We start from the raw sequence: 17,079 nt of genomic DNA on the forward strand, positions 1-17,079 counted from the left end.
ATGAAGCTGCAGCTTGATTGGAGTAACGAGCAGCAACTAGTAGAAATTCCGGAGCAGTGGATTGCCCGTCTTGAGCAATTGCTTGAGCTGGCCGCTGCTGCGGAAGGAATTACAGAAGGCGAAGTAACGCTTACTTTTGTAGACAACGAAGAAATTCGCACGCTTAACCGCGATTATCGCGGCATTGATTCCGCGACAGATGTATTATCGTTTGCCATGCAGGATGACGGCGTAGGCGAGCTGGATATTATTTTTGAAGTAGAGAGTGAATCCGAATCCATACCGCTGCTAGGCATGCTGGGAGATATTATTATTTCTGCAGAACGCGCGCTTGAGCAAAGCAAAGAGTATGGCCATTCCTTGGAGCGCGAGCTCGGCTTCCTGTTTGTACATGGTTTCCTGCATTTACTTGGTTATGACCATCAGGATGAAAGCAGTGAACGAATTATGATAGCCAAACAAGAAGCTGTACTGCAGCAAGCAGGTTTACTGAGATAGATGAAGAAATTTTTGAAAAGTGCAGCGCTAGCCTGCTGGGGAATTGGATATGCGGTTCGTTCAGAGCGCCATATGATATTTCATCTGATTGCTGCCTTGTTTGCTTGCGGCTTAGCGGTCGCTGCCAAGCTGTCACCTTTGGAATGGATCGTTTTGATTATGATGATTTCGCTTGTAATAGGAGCTGAGCTTATTAATACAGCGATCGAGCATGCTGTTGATTTGGCCAGCCCGGACAAGCATCCTTTTGCCAAAATTGCGAAGGACGTCGCTGCAGGAGCAGTGCTGTTCTTCGCTTTTGCGGCTATTATAACAGGTGTAATTTTATTCGGGCCTTTTTTCTGGTCACTGGTAAAAGGGTAGGGAGTGAAGCTTACTATGAGTAAAGACGAGCAACTGTCCGCTGGCGGGAAATTAGAAATGGAGCTGATTGCAGCAGCCAAAGAGGTTATGCAGAAAGCTTATGTTCCTTATTCAGGCTTTCGTGTCGGCGCTGCTCTGCTGGATCAAAACGGCCATATTCATAGCGGCTGCAACGTAGAAAATGCAGCATACGGCCCTACCAATTGCGCAGAGCGAACAGCATTGTTCCGTGCGATTGCCGATGGTCTGAAGCCAGGCCAGTTTACGGCTATTGCGGTTATTGGCGATACTGATATGCCGATCACGCCTTGCGGCGTATGCAGACAGGTGCTTATCGAGCTGTGCCCGCCAAGCATGCCGGTCATAATGAGCAACCTGAAGGGCGATATTGCCCGCGCAGCTGTTGCAGAGCTGCTGCCGGGAGCATTTACTAATGCTGATTTACACAAGGAGGATCATAGCTAGCTATGAAACAATCAACGACGAACAATAAAGATAGTTACCGCTCTGGCTTTGTAGCCATTATCGGGCGGCCCAATGTAGGCAAATCAACGCTGATGAATCATTTGATCGGTCAAAAAATCGCAATTATGTCCGATAAACCGCAAACGACGCGCAACAAAATTCATGGTGTTTACACAACTGAAAATACACAAATCGTATTTTTGGATACACCTGGCATACATAAGCCACAATCAAAGCTTGGCAATTATATGATGAAAACAGCGGAAAGCGCGCTGAAGGAAGTCGAAGCAGCCTTGTTTCTGATTGATGTTTCCGAAGGGCTTGGCGGCGGCGACCGTTATATTATCGAGCAGCTCAAAAAAACAAAAACACCTGTATTTTTAGTCATGAACAAAATCGACAAAGTCGAGCCGGAAGCATTGCTTCCCATTATTGCGCAGTATAATGAGCTGTACCCATTTGCAGAAATTGTTCCAGTGTCGGCTTTGCACGGCAACAATATAAGCACATTGATTGAGCAGCTGACCAAATATATGCCGCCGGGCCCGCAATATTATCCTGCGGATCAAATTACAGATCATCCTGAGCAATTTGTGTGCGCGGAACTGATAAGAGAAAAAATATTGCATTTGACACGAGAAGAAGTGCCGCATTCCATTGCTGTTGCTATAGAGGATATGCGGGTGCAGGATAATGGCGTAGTCTATATCGGCGCTATCATCTTTGTAGAACGAGATTCCCAGAAAGGAATCATAATCGGAAAACGAGGCGAGCTGCTTAAGCAGGTCGGACAGAAGGCGCGGCATGATATTGAAGCATTGCTGGGTTCAAAAATCTTCTTGGAGCTGTGGGTAAAGGTGAAAAAGGATTGGCGCAATCAAGAAAGAGTGCTGAAGGATCTAGGCTTTAAGCATGAATAAATGAATGAATAATGTCATGCTGCTGTTAATTGCAATTCCTGTACATGAATTGTCGATATTTGCTAAGGATACGAAAGGGCAAATCGTCACATCCTATAATCGTCACAGCTATCATTTCCGAGTGCGAAAGGGATGAATACGAATGCGGAATTTTTCGTGGATGTATTTTACATTGACAGGAGATGTCGAGTCTTTCATGTTATATAAGGAGATGGAACAACGATTAACAGTTGGTGAAGCGGTTGAATCAAGCGAAGCGGCAGATGAGTTGGGACTAATAGGTATCGAGGATCATACTTCGTAGCATCTGCTGAATAAGGGCTTGAGTCGGTGACATGGGGGAGCCGTCTTATGTTGTATCGGGTTGAAGGCATCGTAATTCGCAGTATGGATTATGGGGAAAGCAATAAAATTGTAACGCTGTTAACGAAGTCGCAGGGGAAAGTCGGCGTGTTAATAAGAGGCGCGAAGAAGATGCGGAGCAGACATTCTTCTCTTGCGCAACTATTTACTTACGGCGAGTTCTCTTACTTTAGAACGAAAGGGCTTGGCACGCTCAATCATGGTGAGATTATACAATCTCACCATGATTTGCGTGAGGATTTGGATCTGTCTGCCCACGCTGCTTACGCAGTTGAGCTGACGGATCGAACGCTGCATGAGGATGAGCCGGGCATCTATTATTTTGAACAGTTGAATGCTTATTTGGAAGCCTTGTCCGATAAGAAAGACACAGCAATTGTGACACAGCTTTACGAAATGCGAGTATTGGATTTTGCAGGCTATGCTCCGCAATTGGAATATTGCGTGCAATGCGGACAGGAAGCTGCAGTCTATAAGCTTTCCGTGCAGTTTGGCGGAGCGCTTTGCCCGCGCTGTCAGCATAATGACCGATTTGCAGTAACTTTGAGCGAAGGAGCGCAAAAGCTGCTCAAATTGTATCGGCTTATGGATTTGCGAAGACTGGGCAATATTCAAGTAAGAGAGGAAACGAAGCAAGAACTAAAAAAAGCAATGCGTGCTCTGCTCGATGCACAGCTTGGACTCCAGCTTAAATCCAGAGCCTTTCTGGAGCAATTGGACAAATTGAATTGACAGGCTAACAGTTCATGTATACAATATGCTAATAGATATATTGAACGATGATGGAGATAGTAGTTGTTTATGACGTATTTAGCGAGTCAGGGATGGTGCAAGCCTGGCAGCGTCAATGCAATGAAATGGCACTCCGGAGTTCTTGAACGTGAAAGTGGGCTGATTCGTTGCTTGCCATTGGTAAGCAATTGATTGCCAAGTAGGGTGGAACCGCGGGAGTTACTCTCGTCCCTATGCCGGGTTGTAGGCGTAGAGACGGGGGTTTTTTATGTTTTCTGCATGACCCCGCTCAATGTCCGGCCAATCCTTGTATTAGCAAATATAGAGTAGAAGGTAAGGAGATGACGGAATGAATTTTCAAGGTATGATATTAACGCTGCAGCAATTTTGGGCAGAGCAAAACTGTATTCTTGTTCAGCCGTATGATGTTGAGAAAGGCGCAGGCACAATGAATCCGATGACATTTCTGCGCTCAATCGGACCTGAGCCGTGGAATGTTGCTTATGTAGAACCGTCACGCCGTCCAGCGGATGGGCGCTATGGCGAAAATCCTAATCGTTTATATCAGCATCATCAATTTCAGGTCATTTTAAAGCCTTCGCCTGACAATATTCAAGAGCTGTATTTGGAAAGCCTTAAGCGTCTTGGCATAGATGCAAACGATCATGATATACGTTTTGTTGAGGATAACTGGGAGTCTCCGACGCTTGGGGCGTGGGGCTTAGGCTGGGAGGTTTGGCTGGATGGCATGGAAATTACCCAGTTTACTTACTTCCAGCAGGTTGGCGGTATTGATGCCAATCCTGTAGCCGTTGAAATTACATACGGCATGGAGCGCCTTGCATCTTATATTCAAGGGAAAGAAAATGTATATGACCTGGAGTGGGTAGATGGCGTTACGTACGGCGATGTGTTTCTGCAGCCGGAATTTGAGCATTCCAAATATACCTTTGAAACGTCGGATACGGCGATGCTTTTCTCGCTATTTTCAATGTATGAGGAAGAAGCTAGAAAAACAATGGAGCATGGCTTAGTATTTCCTGCATATGACTATGTGCTTAAATGCTCGCATACATTCAACCTGCTTGATGCGCGCGGTGCAATCAGCGTAACAGAGCGCACAGGCTATATCACGAGAGTCCGCAATTTGGCGCGCAGCTGCGCGGCGACTTATTTGGCAGAGCGTGAACGGCTCGGCTTCCCATTGCTTAAAGAAGGAGTGGAGCAAAATGACTAAAGATTTATTGCTGGAAATTGGACTTGAGGAAGTGCCGGCAAGATTTGTGCGCGGCGCGGTTAATCAATTGAAAGATAAAATGGTGAAGTGGCTGGAGGAACATCGTATTGCACACGGTGAAGTGGAGATTTTTGCAACACCGCGCAGACTTGCTATTCTAGTTCATGAAACGGCTCTTAAGCAAGCGGATATCGATGAGGAGGCTAAAGGGCCGTCTCGTAAAATTGCCCAGGATGAAGCAGGCAATTGGAGCAAGGCTGCACTTGGCTTTGCCAGAAGTCAGGGCGTTGAACCAGACGCTTTATATTTTCAGGAGCTTGCGGGTGTTGAATATGTATACGCCAGAAAGAGCAGCGTCGGTGTAGATACGTTGCAGCTGCTGCCTGAAGGCTTGCCGGCGCTTATTACTTCGATGTCATTTCCTAAAAATATGCGTTGGGGCAGCTATGATCTTAAATTTATTCGTCCTATTCGCTGGCTGGTAGCAATGCTTGGCTCCGATGTTATTCCATTCGATATTACAGGCGTTGCCACAGGCAATGTATCTCGAGGCCATCGCTTCCTGGGCAAGGATGCAGTTATTAATGAGCCTGTTAATTATTTGGAAGCGCTGCGCGAGCAGTTTGTTATTGCTGATATTGCCGAGCGTGAAAAATTAATTGTCGATCAAATTGAAAGCCTAATGAAGGAAAAAAATTGGTCGATAATAATTAAAGAGGATCTCCTTGAGGAAGTATTGTTTCTAGTTGAATATCCGAATGTGCTGTTCGGCGGATTTGACGAGGCATTTTTGAGCATACCTAATGAAGTGCTCATTACATCCATGAGAGAGCATCAAAGATATTTCCCGGTATTCGATCAACAGGGACAGCTGTTGCCTAATTTTGTGACGGTTCGCAATGGCGATAAGCAATCGATTGATCTTGTTGCCAGAGGAAATGAAAAGGTATTGCGCGCAAGATTGTCCGACGCCAAGTTTTTCTATGAAGAGGATCATAAGCTGACGATTGAGCATGCACTATCCAAGCTGGAAAATATTGTATATCACGAAGAGCTGGGCACGATTGCTGAGAAGGTAAGACGAGTTACAGAGGTAGCGAAGTCGATTAGCGAGCAGCTTGGCTGCGATGCCGAAACAACTGCTCATGTTGTGAGAGCTGCTCAAATTTGCAAATTCGATCTTGTATCACAGATGGTATACGAATTCCCTGAACTGCAAGGAATCATGGGGGAGGATTATGCAACTAAGCTAGGGGAGCATCTATCGGTAGCAAAGGCTGTCAACGAACATTATATGCCTAGATTTTCTGGCGATCAGGTGCCGTCAGAGCTGACAGGAGCGATCGTGAGCCTGGCAGATAAAATGGACACGATAGTGGGCTGTTTCTCCATAGGCATCGTTCCGACTGGCTCGCAGGATCCTTATGCCCTGCGCCGTCAGGCAGCAGGCATCGTTCAAATTATGCTTTCGTACAATTTGAACCTGCAGCTAAGCGAGCTGTACTCGATTGCTTTGAAGGAGCATGTAAAGCGCGGAATGAAGCGCACACAGGAGGAAATACGCAAGGATCTGCAAGATTTTCTTGCGCTGCGCATTAAAAACTGGCTGTCAGAGCATGGAGCGCGTTATGACGTCATTGACGCTGTAATGGCGGTCGGTTTCGATGATCTGCGTCGTATCACAAAGCGCGCCGCAGCTGTATTCAGCCAACTTTCGGGCGATCAGCGTTCAGAATTCAAGCTAATCGTTGAAGCGTTCAATCGCGTCGTTAATCTCGCATCCAAAGCAGAAAGCGATGCAATCGATCCTTCCCTGTTTGTAGAAGTGACAGAAAATGAGCTATATAAAGCATGGCAGGAAGCAAGACCGGGCTTTGTTACAGCTATTGAAAATACAGATATGGAGTTGGCGCTGAAGCAGCTTTCTTCCTTAAAGCCTGCCATTTCCAATTATTTTGAAAATGTAATGGTCATGGCTGAAGATGCGGCAATCCGCCGCAATCGTTTGGCAACGCTGTTTGCAATCGGTCAAGATATTAAAAAGCTTGCCGACTTCTCCAAGCTAGTTTGGTAAAAACAAACTTTAATCGTCAGGAGTTGATGGGTGATGCCTAAAAGTGATGCTGAAGTTATCATTTATGTCGTCTCGGATGCCGCTGGTGATACAGGAGAATTAGTTGTGAGAGCGGCTATTGCGCAGTTTCATCCTATCCAAGCGGATATACGGAGAGCACCCTTTGTCACTGATGAAAATGCGCTGAGGCGCATTATTGAGCAGGCTAAGCAAATGAATGCAATCGTGCTGTATACGCTGGTAAGAAGTGATTTGCGTGATTGCTTAAGAAGGCTCTCGGAGCAGGAGCATGTTCAGGCAATTGATTTGCTCGGCGCGTTCATCGAGACGCTTGAGGTCAGAACGGGCCGCAAATCGAGGCAGGAGCCTGGCCTCAACCATGTTTTGGACGAAGATTATTTCCGCAAGGTGGAAGCTGTTGAATTTGCCGTTAAATATGATGATGCCAGAGATACATCAGGCGTTGTAAAAGCTGATATTGTGCTTGTTGGAGTGTCGAGAACTTCAAAGACGCCATTATCGATGTATCTTGCTCATCAAAAGTATAAGGTGGCCAACGTTCCTTTAGTGCCCGAGCTCAAAATACCAAAGCAGTTGTATGAAATTCCCCGCTCCAAAATTATCGGTCTGACGATTGACCAAAATTATTTGAATGTCATTCGCAAGGAACGGCTTAAAGCATTGGGCTTGCCTAATACAGCCTCCTATGCAACCGCGAATCGCATTCAGCAGGAGCTGCAATATGCTGCAGATATTATGAAAGAACTGGATTGTGTCGTCATAGATGTGTCTCATCGAGCCGTTGAGGAAACAGCGAGTCTTATTATGGAGTATATACGTCGCCTGACATATAATAACAGCTAGATATAATGAGCTGTTTGCAGGATTTTTGCATTGTGTTCACGTATATATAATGTAGCAGCATTATTGTTGCGGCATATAATAACCGCTTAAGTGAACAAATGGAGAGTGGTTAAAATGTGTAGGCAAAGCCCTGCTATAATCGTTGATGCCGATGCTTGTCCCGTAAAGCAGGAAATTATATCAGCAGCAGCCGATTTTTCGGTTCATGTATGTATGGTTGCTTCTTTCGATCATAGGCTCGCAGATCATGCCGGCGTTGAGATTGTACAGGTTGACCGCAGCAATCAGTCGGCCGATTTATATATCGTGAACAGAACCCGCAAAGGCGACATCGTAGTGACGCAAGATTTTGGACTAGCCTGCATTGCGCTTGCCAAAGGTGCATTAGTCATATCGCCTCGAGGAGAGGAATATACGAATGATAATATCGATTATTTGATGGAGCGCAGGCATGTGCAAGCCAAAATCAGACGTGGCGGAGGCCGGACAAAGGGACCAAAGCCGCTTATGCCGGAGGATCGAGAAAGATTTCAACAAAAGTTGACAAAAGTTTTGCAAAACTTGCAGGAGAACTCGGAAATTTAGCGAATATTACTTACGTGTTACTAGGATGAAGGTGATGAACTATTGTCTTATGGCAAAATTCCACAGGAGGTTATTGATGCGGTAAGAGCGCGTCATGACATAGTTGAAACAGTTGGGAAGTACGTTCATCTCACGAAGCACGGCAAATATATGAAAGGATTATGTCCATTTCATTCAGAGAACACCCCTTCTTTTACGGTTACGCCTGAGCTTCAAATTTTCCATTGCTACGGCTGTGGAAAGGGCGGAAATGTTATTCGCTTCGTAGAAGAGATGGAAGGCTACTCGTTTCCTGAGGCGGTTCGCGTGCTTGCAGAAGATTCAGGCATTCCCGTAACTTGGAGCTCGCCAGAAGGCGGATCGGCTGCGAGCAAGGATCCTGAGCGGACAAAAGCAATTGAAGCGCATGAGCTGACCGTTAAGTTTTATCACTATGTGTTGAATAACACCAAGCAAGGGCTTGAGGCGAAGCAGTATTTAAAAGAAAGAGGAATGAGCGATCGGCTGATTGGTCAGTTTCAAATCGGCTATGCACCTGATGAGTGGGATATATTAACACGTTTCCTTTCCAAACGCGGCTTTGATATGGAGCTGATGGAAAAATACGGCCTTGTAGCTGCCAAGCAGGACGGCAGCGGCTATGTAGACAGATTTCGCAGTCGAATCATATTTCCAATACATGACCGCGACGGCAGCGCTATTGCGCTTGCCGGACGAATAATAGGAGAAGGTCAACCCAAATATTTGAATTCGTCTGAAACGAAGCTGTTTACAAAGAGCCGCACGCTTTATAATCTGCACCAGGCAAGGCCAGCCATTAGAAAAAGAAAGCAAGCCGTTTTGTTTGAAGGCTATATGGATGTCATTAAAGCTTGGCATGCTGGACTAAGCAATGGCATTGCAACGATGGGTACCGCGCTGACGGAAGAGCATTGCGCTATATTGAAACGGCAGGCACAGGAAGTTATTGTATGCTATGACGGCGATGATGCCGGGCAAGCAGCAGCTTCAAAGTCCATTCCACTTTTAGAAGCCGCCGGCTTGAAGGTTATGATTGCGATGCTGCCCAGAGGCAAAGACCCGGATGATTATATTAGCGAATATGGTGCAGAAGCGTTTTTGCGGACTACCCTTGACGATAGTGTTTCTGTTACAAAATTCAAGCTACTATATTCAAAGAAAAACCATATAATGTTAAATGAAGAGGGCAGAAAAAACTACTTGATGGAAGCGATCGAAACGATTGCTGATGTCGAGACGTCTACAGAGAGAGAAATTTATTTGAAGGAGCTTTCCAAAGAATTTGATATCTCGCTAGATGCTTTGAAGCAGGATTGTCATCAATTGCGGCTTGAAAGGCAAAAAAACAATCCGCAAAGGGATAATAACGACAATTCGTGGAATAATGGTAGGAATGAAAACCGGCGTACAAGCGATAGACCTGTCTTAATGCCCGCATATACTTACGCTGAGCGTAGATTGCTTCACGTAATGATTCGAGATCGTGATGTAGCACAAACAGTGCATGAACGCATTAACGATGCGTTTAATGTAGCTGATCATGCAGCAATTGCTGCTTATTTATATGCTTATTACGCACAAGGCTATGAAGCCGACGCTGCCCGCTTTATGGAGACGCTGCACGATGCACGGCTGGAGCAAGTGACAGCTTCCATTTTAATGATGGACGGCGATATGCCGTTTGATGAGGATATAATGGAAGAATTTGTAGAACAAATTATAAAAGTGCCTCAATTACGCATCATCGAGCAAAAGAAAGAAGAGATGATTCGGGCAGAGCGAGCTGGCGATGCCATTACGGCAGCAAAAATGTTAAGCGAGATTATAACCCTAGAGCAACAGTTAAAAGGTTGACCTGATTAACGCATCTAGGGAGGAGGGAGTCGGAAGATGGCGAATGATCAACATACTGAACTGGATACTGAACTAAAATTAGATCGTGTCAAGGATCAGCTCATTGAGCAAGGCAAAAAACGATCAACACTAACGTACAAAGAAATTATGGAGAAGCTGTCTCCGTTTGACCAGGATCCAGAGCAAATCGATGAATTTTTCGAGCAGCTGGACGATCTTGGCATCGAGGTTCAAAACGAAAGCGAAGAGGAGCATCCGCTTGGCAGGCCGAATGATGATCAAGAGCGGGAGCAGGATGAATTTAATTTTGATGATGATTTGGCGCTTCCGCCAGGCATTAAAATTAACGATCCCGTTCGGATGTATCTAAAAGAAATTGGCCGGGTTCCATTGCTTTCTGCCGATGATGAAATTGAACTGGCAATTCGAATCGAAAATGGCGATGAGGAAGCAAAGCGAAGATTGGCTGAAGCTAACTTGCGACTAGTAGTAAGTATTGCCAAGCGTTACGTTGGTCGTGGAATGCTGTTCCTGGATTTGATTCAAGAGGGTAATATGGGGCTAATTAAAGCGGTTGAGAAATTCGACCATCAAAAGGGCTTTAAATTCAGTACCTATGCGACCTGGTGGATTCGCCAGGCGATCACTCGCGCAATTGCTGACCAAGCGCGTACGATACGTATTCCCGTTCATATGGTTGAAACCATCAACAAGCTGATTCGCGTGTCCAGACAGCTCCTTCAAGAGCTTGGACGCGAACCGACTCCTGAAGAAATTGCTGCAGAGATGGAGCTAAGCACGGAGAAGGTTCGTGAAATTATGAAAATCGCTCAAGAACCGGTTTCTCTTGAAACGCCAATCGGCGAAGAAGACGATTCGCATTTAGGCGATTTCATCGAAGATCAGGAGGCGCTAGCCCCGGCTGATGCTGCAGCTTATGAGCTGCTGAAAGAGCAGCTTGAGGATGTGCTGGATACTTTGACTGAGCGTGAAGAAAATGTGCTGAGACTTCGCTTCGGATTGGATGATGGCCGCACAAGAACGCTTGAAGAGGTTGGCAAAGTATTCGGTGTTACACGCGAGCGTATCCGTCAGATTGAAGCGAAAGCGCTGCGCAAGCTGCGTCATCCTAGCCGCAGCAAGCGATTGAAGGATTTCCTAGAATAAATGCTGGATAACATGACCTTTCTGCCTCGGCAGCGAGGTCTTTTTTCCAAGTACAGCAAAATAATTGAATGACTTCCATATGCTTATGAAAGGAAACAGAGCTTATATGAATCAGGAACGCAGGCAAATTATAGTCAATGAAATTATTAACTGGCGAAAAAGCAAGCTGCTTCCGGATCAATATTGCGATTTCCTGTTGAATCTATACGCAGATGATGAAGAGACTACAAGCATTCAGCAGCAGCAAAGCGCAGTCGGTAAAGCAGTTGCAACGATTCAAAAGGCAACAGGCCTACAGTGGTTCCTTACTTTAGGAACATTTACCTTTATTTCCATTCTTGTGTTTTATTTTAGCCGTTTTCCGACCACTTTGCAAATTTCTGTAGTTGTCCTCGGAACGATAGCACTTTTATGGATGGGAGCGCGAATTCGCAAGCGCTCAGAAAGCTCGGGCATAGCCTGCATTGGAATCGCCATGCTGGTTCTGCTTGGCGGCGGATTATACATATTGAATCTTCATGAATGGGAAGATATGCTTTGGAAAATTTTACTGCTTAGCGCATGTGCTCTGCTATGGATTATTTGCGGCATCAAAATGAATATTCCTATGCTCCATCTAAGCGGCTGGTTAGCCTCATTACTTGTTTATGGATGGATGCTGTATACTTATACTACCGAACCGAAATGGTTCGAGATTCAGCTGTACTGGCTGCCGATTGCAGTAATATTCGGCTGGACTAGCTGGTTTATACACCGATGGTCCAAACCGGTTGCAGCCGTGCTTTTTGTTATATGTGCACTGGTCTGGTTTATGCCTGAAGTTTACTCTTTGCTGGCTTTCGAAGGAACAGCTATTATACAATTGCAAATTTTATTTAAAATCGCGCTGGGAGGAGCAGTACTTTTCCTTATGCGCAAACGATGGATGGTGTGGGTAGTCTAATGGTAAAACTGTCAAAACGATTGCAAGCAATTGCAGATTATGTAACAGAAGGCTCAATTGTTGCTGATATAGGCTCAGATCATGCACTGCTGCCCGTATACTTGCTGCAAAATGGAAAATGCTCCTCTGCAATTGCAGGCGAGCTTAATGCAGGTCCTTTTCATGCAGCGAAGAAGCAAGCCGCTTCAGCTGGATTGAGCCACCTTTTGGACGTTAGACAGGGAGACGGCTTATCTGTTCTGACAGGCGAGGGTGAAGCAGATACAGTAACGATTGCAGGCATGGGCGGAAACTTAATGCGCGATATTCTTGAAGCTGGCAGAGTGAATGGGAAGCTGCATGGCGTGCGAAAGTTAATCCTTCAGCCAAATGTTGGCGAGGAGGCAGTAAGGCGCTGGCTTGCAGAGCATAAATGGTATTTAATTGAAGAGGCAATTATTGAAGAAGACGGTAAAATTTACGAAATGCTTGTTGCCGCAAATGATTTGACGGAAAATGAGCTGAATGCAGTGATGAATCGTTTATCTCCTTCTGAAACGAGCATAAGTCAGACAGAGGACAAATATAGCTTTTATCTCAGCCTGGCTTATGACGGCAGCTTTCTTAACAGCAAGCTGGATAAGGTCATTGCTGCAGATGTCGTCTACAAAATGGGACCTTATTTGCTTCGCAAGCCGGAAAAGGTTTTTATAAGCAAATGGGAAGGAGAGCTCGATAAGCTGAATTGGATTTGCCGGCAGCTGGAGGGCTCAGACAAACAGGATGCAGCGGAGCGTCAGGCTGCATTCCGTAATGAAATTAAAGTATTGGAGGAGGTATTGCGATGCTTATCAACGGACAAGCGCTAATTCAGCTTCTGGAGCAGCTGGCGCCAAAGCGCTATGCTGTAGAGAATGATCGGATTGGCTTGCAGCTTGGTACACTTAATAAGCCAATATCAACCGCACTCGTTGCATTAGATGTGACGGATGAGGTGGTCGAGGAAGCAATCGCGGCTAAGGCTGAGCTCATTATTGCTCATCATGCGATTATATTTCGGCCGCTTGCCAAAATCGATACTTCGACTCCGGTGGGGAAGCTGTATGAAAAATTAATAAAAAATGATATTGCCGTATATATTTCACATACAAATCTCGATGTGGCTGAAGGCGGCATTAATGATTGGCTTGCGGATCAGATCGGTATCGAGAAAAGCGGCCGCACCTTTTTGGAACAGGTGTACCAGGATGATTGGCTGAAGCTTGTTGTTTATGTGCCGGAAAGCCATGTAGATGCAGTGCGTGCAGCTTTATGGCAGGCTGGCGCCGGAGAGATTGGCAATTATAGCAGCTGCAGCTTTGCTGTACGCGGTGAAGGTACATTTTTGCCTGGAGAAGCAACTAACCCTTATGTAGGGACGAGCGGCAAGCTGGAGAAGGCTGAAGAAATTCGGCTGGAAACAGTTATTCCAGCCAGCAAGCATAGAAAAATTGTATCGGCGATGATTAAGGCGCATCCTTACGAAGAAGCTGCCTATGATGTGTTTCCGACATTGCTCGAAGGCAGAAGCTATGGACTAGGCAGAGCAGGGAAGCTGGAGCAGCCTGCCGTACTTGGCGAGCTTGCTGAGCGCCTCAAAGCCGCATTTGATGTTCCTGTGCTTCGGGTTGTAGGAGCGCTTGATACGCCTATTAGAAAAGCAGCCGTATTAGGCGGCTCAGGCGCAAAATATGTAGGAAAAGCTAAGTTTGCAGGCGCAGATGTGCTCGTGACAGGCGATATCGACTATCATACAGCGCATGATGCTTTGGCTGCAGGCATGACTATAATTGATGCGGGCCATAATATAGAAAAGGTCATGAAGCAGCAAGTTGCGGATTGGCTGGCTGACAAATTGCTTGCAGAGAAAATGGACACTAAAATTGTCGCGTCCAAGCTGCATACAGAACCTTTCCAATTCGTATAAACTGGTTAACTATAGCTATTTATCCTGTTATTTATACTTGAGCTTTCGTGTATTACCTTGTATACTTAACGATGCACCGGAAAGTTTGACAGACAATCGCTGGCAGTCTTTGTTACTGCGAGAGGAAAGTCCGGGCTCCATAGGGCAGGATGCTGGATAACGTCCAGTCAGCGCGAGCTGAAGGATAGTGCCACAGAAATGGACCGCCGATGATCGGCTTCAAGCCGAAACAGGTAAGGGTGGAACCGTGGTGTAAGAGACCACGAGGAGCATAGGTGACTATGTTCCTGGTAAACCCCATCTGGAGCAAGACCGAGAGGACAGAGCAGCCTAGAGCTGCAGCCCTGACCCGGGGCGTGTCCGGGTTGGTTGCTGGAGCTGTACAGCAATGTACAGCCTAGATAGATGATTGTCACTTCCCGTGGGAGGGTCGTTCCCGTTATTACCACCAGGAGTACAGAACCCGGCTTATGGCAAGCTTTCCGCACGAGTTATTATTAAACAATAATACGAATACTGATCATCGGTTTGATTCTTGATTATCATTTTGATTTGATTTTGCACTATTGAGCAAAAAGCGTTGTTGTAAAAATCTAACGAAGATATGTGGCCTTATTTGGTTCAAATGATGCCTAAAAACGAGGATTATTCACACATAGAGCTGCTAATCTTTGTTAGAATTATTTTTCAACAGCCTGAGAAATACACTGCGATTTTGCAGGATCAATACTGTACTGAACAGATCATCCTTGTTTAAGGAATAAGACCACTTCTCATTATGAGAAGCGGTCTTTTTTGTCGTTCTTTGTTGATCCTGTTATTCAATAACAAATAACAACGTAATTAAAATTTTTATTTCAATTTAATAAAATACAAAGCGGACACAGAAACATCTATTCACTTGTTTCGTCTTTTTGTAGACCGAAAGATCGTGAGTAAGAATATCTCTGTGTCCGTGATAAATCGTTAAGTTTCAAGCAGCATCTAAATGCATCAGGATTGGATTACTTTCACTAAATGCTTTAGATCGTAAAGTGAAGCGCTACGATGCTTGATTAGCAATGCGCTCCAGTCTTTTCTTTACCTGGCTCGGGAACATTTGCAGAGTGCCAGTGTAATGGCTTGCTGCTTGAAGCGCTTTGTCTACGTCTACCTCGCCATAGCCGAAATAAATATCTTTTCCAGGATCGCCAAGGTCTACGGTGCAGTTGCGCATAATATTCATAACTTCCTCATTGGTCAGCTCTGGCCGCACAGATCTGATTAGCCCCGCTAATGCCGCCACATGCGGTGTTGACATCGATGTGCCGGACAAAGCGGCATATTGGTTGCCTGGGTAGGTGCTGGCAATACTTTCACCTGGTGCTGCAACATCGATATAGTCGCCATAATTGGAGAAGGAGGCGCGCTGCTTGCCGCTATTGGTAGCCGCAACCGCAAATACTTCCGGATAAGCTGCCGGGTAGCCTGGACGGTCTGTATTGTCATTGCCGCTGGCTGCGACCAGCACAACGTCGCGTTCATAGGCATACTTGACCGCATCATGCAAAAACTCTGCATTGGCATAATTGCCAAGCGACATATTGATTACTTTAGCACCATGATCTACCGCCCAAATAATACCTTGAGCTACAGAATAGGTAGACCCGGCGCCGCTGCTGTCCAGCACTTTGACCGGCATAATTTTATTGAACCAGGAAACGCCTGCAACGCCTTCTGTATTGTTGACAGTCGCTCCGATAATACCAGCAACGTGAGTACCATGACCTACATCATCCTCCGGCATTTTGGAAGGGTCTACTATATTTGTTCCATCCACAAATCTTCCGGCAAGGTCAGGGTGATTCGTTTGAACGCCAGTATCAAGAACCGCAATAATTACATCATCTGTGCCCTTGGAAATGTTCCAGCCTTTTTCAGTTTCAATAGACGGCAAATTCCACTGATACTTGGAATAAAGCACATCATTTGGAATAACCGGAGATTGCTCGCTGCCTAAAGCTTCATTTGTTTCGTTTGTTTCATTCGTTAAATATAAATAATGAGGCTCGGCAAATTCAGGCTTCCAGTTTGCCTTGAAGTATTGAATGAGCTCTTTAGCTTCAACATGAGTCGATCTGAAAATATAGCTGTCCTGCAGCTGCTGAATTACTTTTGCCTGTACTTCTTTTTCAATTTGGGCAAGCTCTTTGTCATTCAATTCGCGATGAAAATGCACGACTGCATCTTTAATGTGATAATGGCTTGCATTTTGGTTATCCTCGCCATTTTTGACAGTAACATCTTTGGTCGTATTAGGCAAAACAGATTCAATCCGATAATTACCCTCTGCAGGATACGGAATTAAACGCAAATTACGCTTTTGATGTGCTTCGACAGATTTTAAAACATCTTTTTTCATTACCGCGATTGCGCCATGGCCGGCTGCAGACTCATCAGGTATGGCTACAATACGGAACAAGCTGCCTTTGTCACAGTGAAAAGAATCTGAAATATACATTTCATTCGTTTTTATTTTGCTTGATGCTTCCAGCAGCAATTGATCTGCCAAGCCGCTTCTCGTGGGCGGAAGCTTTCCCTTCGCTAAGCTTGATTGCGGCTGTGTAACGGAAATGTAAACAAGATAAGGATGTTCCTTCATAAGTGAGTCAATTGCCTGATTCAAATTTGAATGACCATGAATAGATTGAAGGAGTTGTTTCAAATCTTTTTTTGTTTCATCCGTCATTAATTGGGAAGTCGCTTTTATATCCCGCTCAAGCGCTGCTTGCTTGAATGATTGCTCTTGTACGGGATGCACGGCCTGAGGTGTTACGTGATTCATTTTTTGTTTCGATTTAGGTGTTGTTAAAGTAGCTGCAGGCAGCAGCAAGGCGATAAGCGCAATAATGGTGAAGCCGGTAACCCATGCTTTGGACATATTTAGTGAGGCCTCCTGTAGTCGTTCTTTGCATAGTTAGGGTTGCTATTCGTGCATTTTTTTATTCGATTTAGAAGTTATATCGCTTTGCCTTTATTTGTGGTACTATATTGATGTTTCGACTTTGT

Annotated in this window: 16 protein-coding genes and 1 other RNA gene; 16 read left to right on the top strand and 1 reads right to left on the bottom strand. The window is 45.4% G+C overall.

Going from position 1 to position 17,079, the window contains the following annotated elements:
• From ybeY to rnpB, 16 genes are all read left to right on the top strand, one after another.
• The gene (gene ybeY / locus ACRRU2_RS06935; protein ID WP_331701043.1) at positions 1–498 is read left to right on the top strand and encodes an rRNA maturation RNase YbeY; all 498 of its coding nucleotides are present in this window, start codon (positions 1–3) and stop codon (positions 496–498) included.
• On the top strand, positions 499–861 hold the full coding sequence (locus tag ACRRU2_RS06940) for a diacylglycerol kinase family protein (RefSeq protein WP_432500519.1): 363 nt from the start codon (positions 499–501) through the stop codon (positions 859–861). It abuts the gene before it with no gap.
• Between the two features lie 15 nt (positions 862–876).
• Entirely contained in the window at positions 877–1,326 is a 450-nt protein-coding gene (locus ACRRU2_RS06945; RefSeq protein ID WP_331701041.1) for a cytidine deaminase, read from the top strand.
• 2 nt (positions 1,327–1,328) lie between these two features.
• Complete coding sequence (gene era, locus ACRRU2_RS06950) at positions 1,329–2,246, top strand: GTPase Era (RefSeq protein ID WP_432500520.1); 918 nt, start codon at positions 1,329–1,331, stop codon at positions 2,244–2,246.
• Between the two features lie 142 nt (positions 2,247–2,388).
• A complete protein-coding gene (locus ACRRU2_RS06955; RefSeq protein WP_331701039.1) occupies positions 2,389–2,550 on the top strand; it encodes a YqzL family protein in 162 nt (53 codons plus the stop codon).
• 47 nt (positions 2,551–2,597) lie between these two features.
• Positions 2,598–3,341 carry a DNA repair protein RecO gene (gene recO, locus ACRRU2_RS06960; protein WP_432500521.1) on the top strand — a complete coding sequence of 248 codons (744 nt, stop codon included), beginning with the start codon at positions 2,598–2,600 and terminating at the stop codon, positions 3,339–3,341.
• Between the two features lie 349 nt (positions 3,342–3,690).
• Positions 3,691–4,578 (top strand): glycine--tRNA ligase subunit alpha, encoded by an 888-nt coding sequence (gene glyQ, locus ACRRU2_RS06965; RefSeq protein WP_331701037.1) that lies wholly within the window; start codon positions 3,691–3,693, stop codon positions 4,576–4,578.
• Positions 4,571–6,652, top strand: a complete 2,082-nt coding sequence (gene glyS / locus ACRRU2_RS06970) for a glycine--tRNA ligase subunit beta (protein WP_432500522.1) — start codon at positions 4,571–4,573, stop codon at positions 6,650–6,652. The genes glyQ and glyS overlap by 8 nt, the downstream gene beginning before the upstream one ends.
• A 33-nt stretch (positions 6,653–6,685) precedes the next feature.
• Positions 6,686–7,516, top strand: coding sequence for a pyruvate, water dikinase regulatory protein (locus ACRRU2_RS06975; RefSeq protein ID WP_331701100.1), 831 nt, complete (start codon positions 6,686–6,688; stop codon positions 7,514–7,516).
• 114 nt (positions 7,517–7,630) lie between these two features.
• Positions 7,631–8,101, top strand: coding sequence for a YaiI/YqxD family protein (locus ACRRU2_RS06980; protein WP_331701035.1), 471 nt, complete (start codon positions 7,631–7,633; stop codon positions 8,099–8,101).
• Between the two features lie 42 nt (positions 8,102–8,143).
• Positions 8,144–9,976, top strand: a complete 1,833-nt coding sequence (gene dnaG / locus ACRRU2_RS06985; protein WP_432500523.1) for a DNA primase — start codon at positions 8,144–8,146, stop codon at positions 9,974–9,976.
• A gap of 36 nt (positions 9,977–10,012) precedes the next feature.
• Complete coding sequence (rpoD, locus tag ACRRU2_RS06990; RefSeq protein WP_331701033.1) at positions 10,013–11,143, top strand: RNA polymerase sigma factor RpoD; 1,131 nt, start codon at positions 10,013–10,015, stop codon at positions 11,141–11,143.
• A gap of 106 nt (positions 11,144–11,249) precedes the next feature.
• Complete coding sequence (locus tag ACRRU2_RS06995) at positions 11,250–12,086, top strand: hypothetical protein (protein WP_432500524.1); 837 nt, start codon at positions 11,250–11,252, stop codon at positions 12,084–12,086.
• Positions 12,086–12,934: a tRNA (adenine(22)-N(1))-methyltransferase gene (locus tag ACRRU2_RS07000; protein WP_432500525.1), complete on the top strand. Its 849-nt coding sequence runs from the start codon at positions 12,086–12,088 to the stop codon at positions 12,932–12,934. The genes ACRRU2_RS06995 and ACRRU2_RS07000 overlap by 1 nt, the downstream gene beginning before the upstream one ends.
• Positions 12,910–14,031, top strand: a complete 1,122-nt coding sequence (locus ACRRU2_RS07005; RefSeq protein WP_432500526.1) for a Nif3-like dinuclear metal center hexameric protein — start codon at positions 12,910–12,912, stop codon at positions 14,029–14,031. The genes ACRRU2_RS07000 and ACRRU2_RS07005 overlap by 25 nt, the downstream gene beginning before the upstream one ends.
• Before the next feature lie 80 nt (positions 14,032–14,111).
• An RNA gene (rnpB, locus tag ACRRU2_RS07010) (RNase P RNA component class A) lies at positions 14,112–14,517 on the top strand.
• A gap of 556 nt (positions 14,518–15,073) precedes the next feature.
• Here rnpB and ACRRU2_RS07015 read toward each other — a convergent pair.
• Entirely contained in the window at positions 15,074–16,951 is a 1,878-nt protein-coding gene (locus ACRRU2_RS07015) for a S8 family peptidase (protein ID WP_432500527.1), read from the bottom strand.
• Positions 16,952–17,079 lie beyond the last annotated feature (128 nt).

The sequence above is a fragment of the Paenibacillus sp. GXUN7292 genome, from assembly GCF_050864975.1.
GTDB lineage: Bacteria > Bacillota > Bacilli > Paenibacillales > Paenibacillaceae > Pristimantibacillus.

Coding starts and splice junctions, on each gene's coding strand:
- ybeY (WP_331701043.1), top strand. CDS start 1: ATGAAGCTGCAGCTTGATTGGAGTAACGAGCAGCAACTAGTAGAAATT.
- ACRRU2_RS06940 (WP_432500519.1), top strand. CDS start 499: ATGAAGAAATTTTTGAAAAGTGCAGCGCTAGCCTGCTGGGGAATTGGA.
- ACRRU2_RS06945 (WP_331701041.1), top strand. CDS start 877: ATGAGTAAAGACGAGCAACTGTCCGCTGGCGGGAAATTAGAAATGGAG.
- era (WP_432500520.1), top strand. CDS start 1,329: ATGAAACAATCAACGACGAACAATAAAGATAGTTACCGCTCTGGCTTT.
- ACRRU2_RS06955 (WP_331701039.1), top strand. CDS start 2,389: ATGCGGAATTTTTCGTGGATGTATTTTACATTGACAGGAGATGTCGAG.
- recO (WP_432500521.1), top strand. CDS start 2,598: ATGTTGTATCGGGTTGAAGGCATCGTAATTCGCAGTATGGATTATGGG.
- glyQ (WP_331701037.1), top strand. CDS start 3,691: ATGAATTTTCAAGGTATGATATTAACGCTGCAGCAATTTTGGGCAGAG.
- glyS (WP_432500522.1), top strand. CDS start 4,571: ATGACTAAAGATTTATTGCTGGAAATTGGACTTGAGGAAGTGCCGGCA.
- ACRRU2_RS06975 (WP_331701100.1), top strand. CDS start 6,686: ATGCCTAAAAGTGATGCTGAAGTTATCATTTATGTCGTCTCGGATGCC.
- ACRRU2_RS06980 (WP_331701035.1), top strand. CDS start 7,631: ATGTGTAGGCAAAGCCCTGCTATAATCGTTGATGCCGATGCTTGTCCC.
- rpoD (WP_331701033.1), top strand. CDS start 10,013: ATGGCGAATGATCAACATACTGAACTGGATACTGAACTAAAATTAGAT.
- ACRRU2_RS06995 (WP_432500524.1), top strand. CDS start 11,250: ATGAATCAGGAACGCAGGCAAATTATAGTCAATGAAATTATTAACTGG.
- ACRRU2_RS07000 (WP_432500525.1), top strand. CDS start 12,086: ATGGTAAAACTGTCAAAACGATTGCAAGCAATTGCAGATTATGTAACA.
- ACRRU2_RS07005 (WP_432500526.1), top strand. CDS start 12,910: ATGCTTATCAACGGACAAGCGCTAATTCAGCTTCTGGAGCAGCTGGCG.
- ACRRU2_RS07015 (WP_432500527.1), bottom strand. CDS start 16,951: ATGTCCAAAGCATGGGTTACCGGCTTCACCATTATTGCGCTTATCGCC.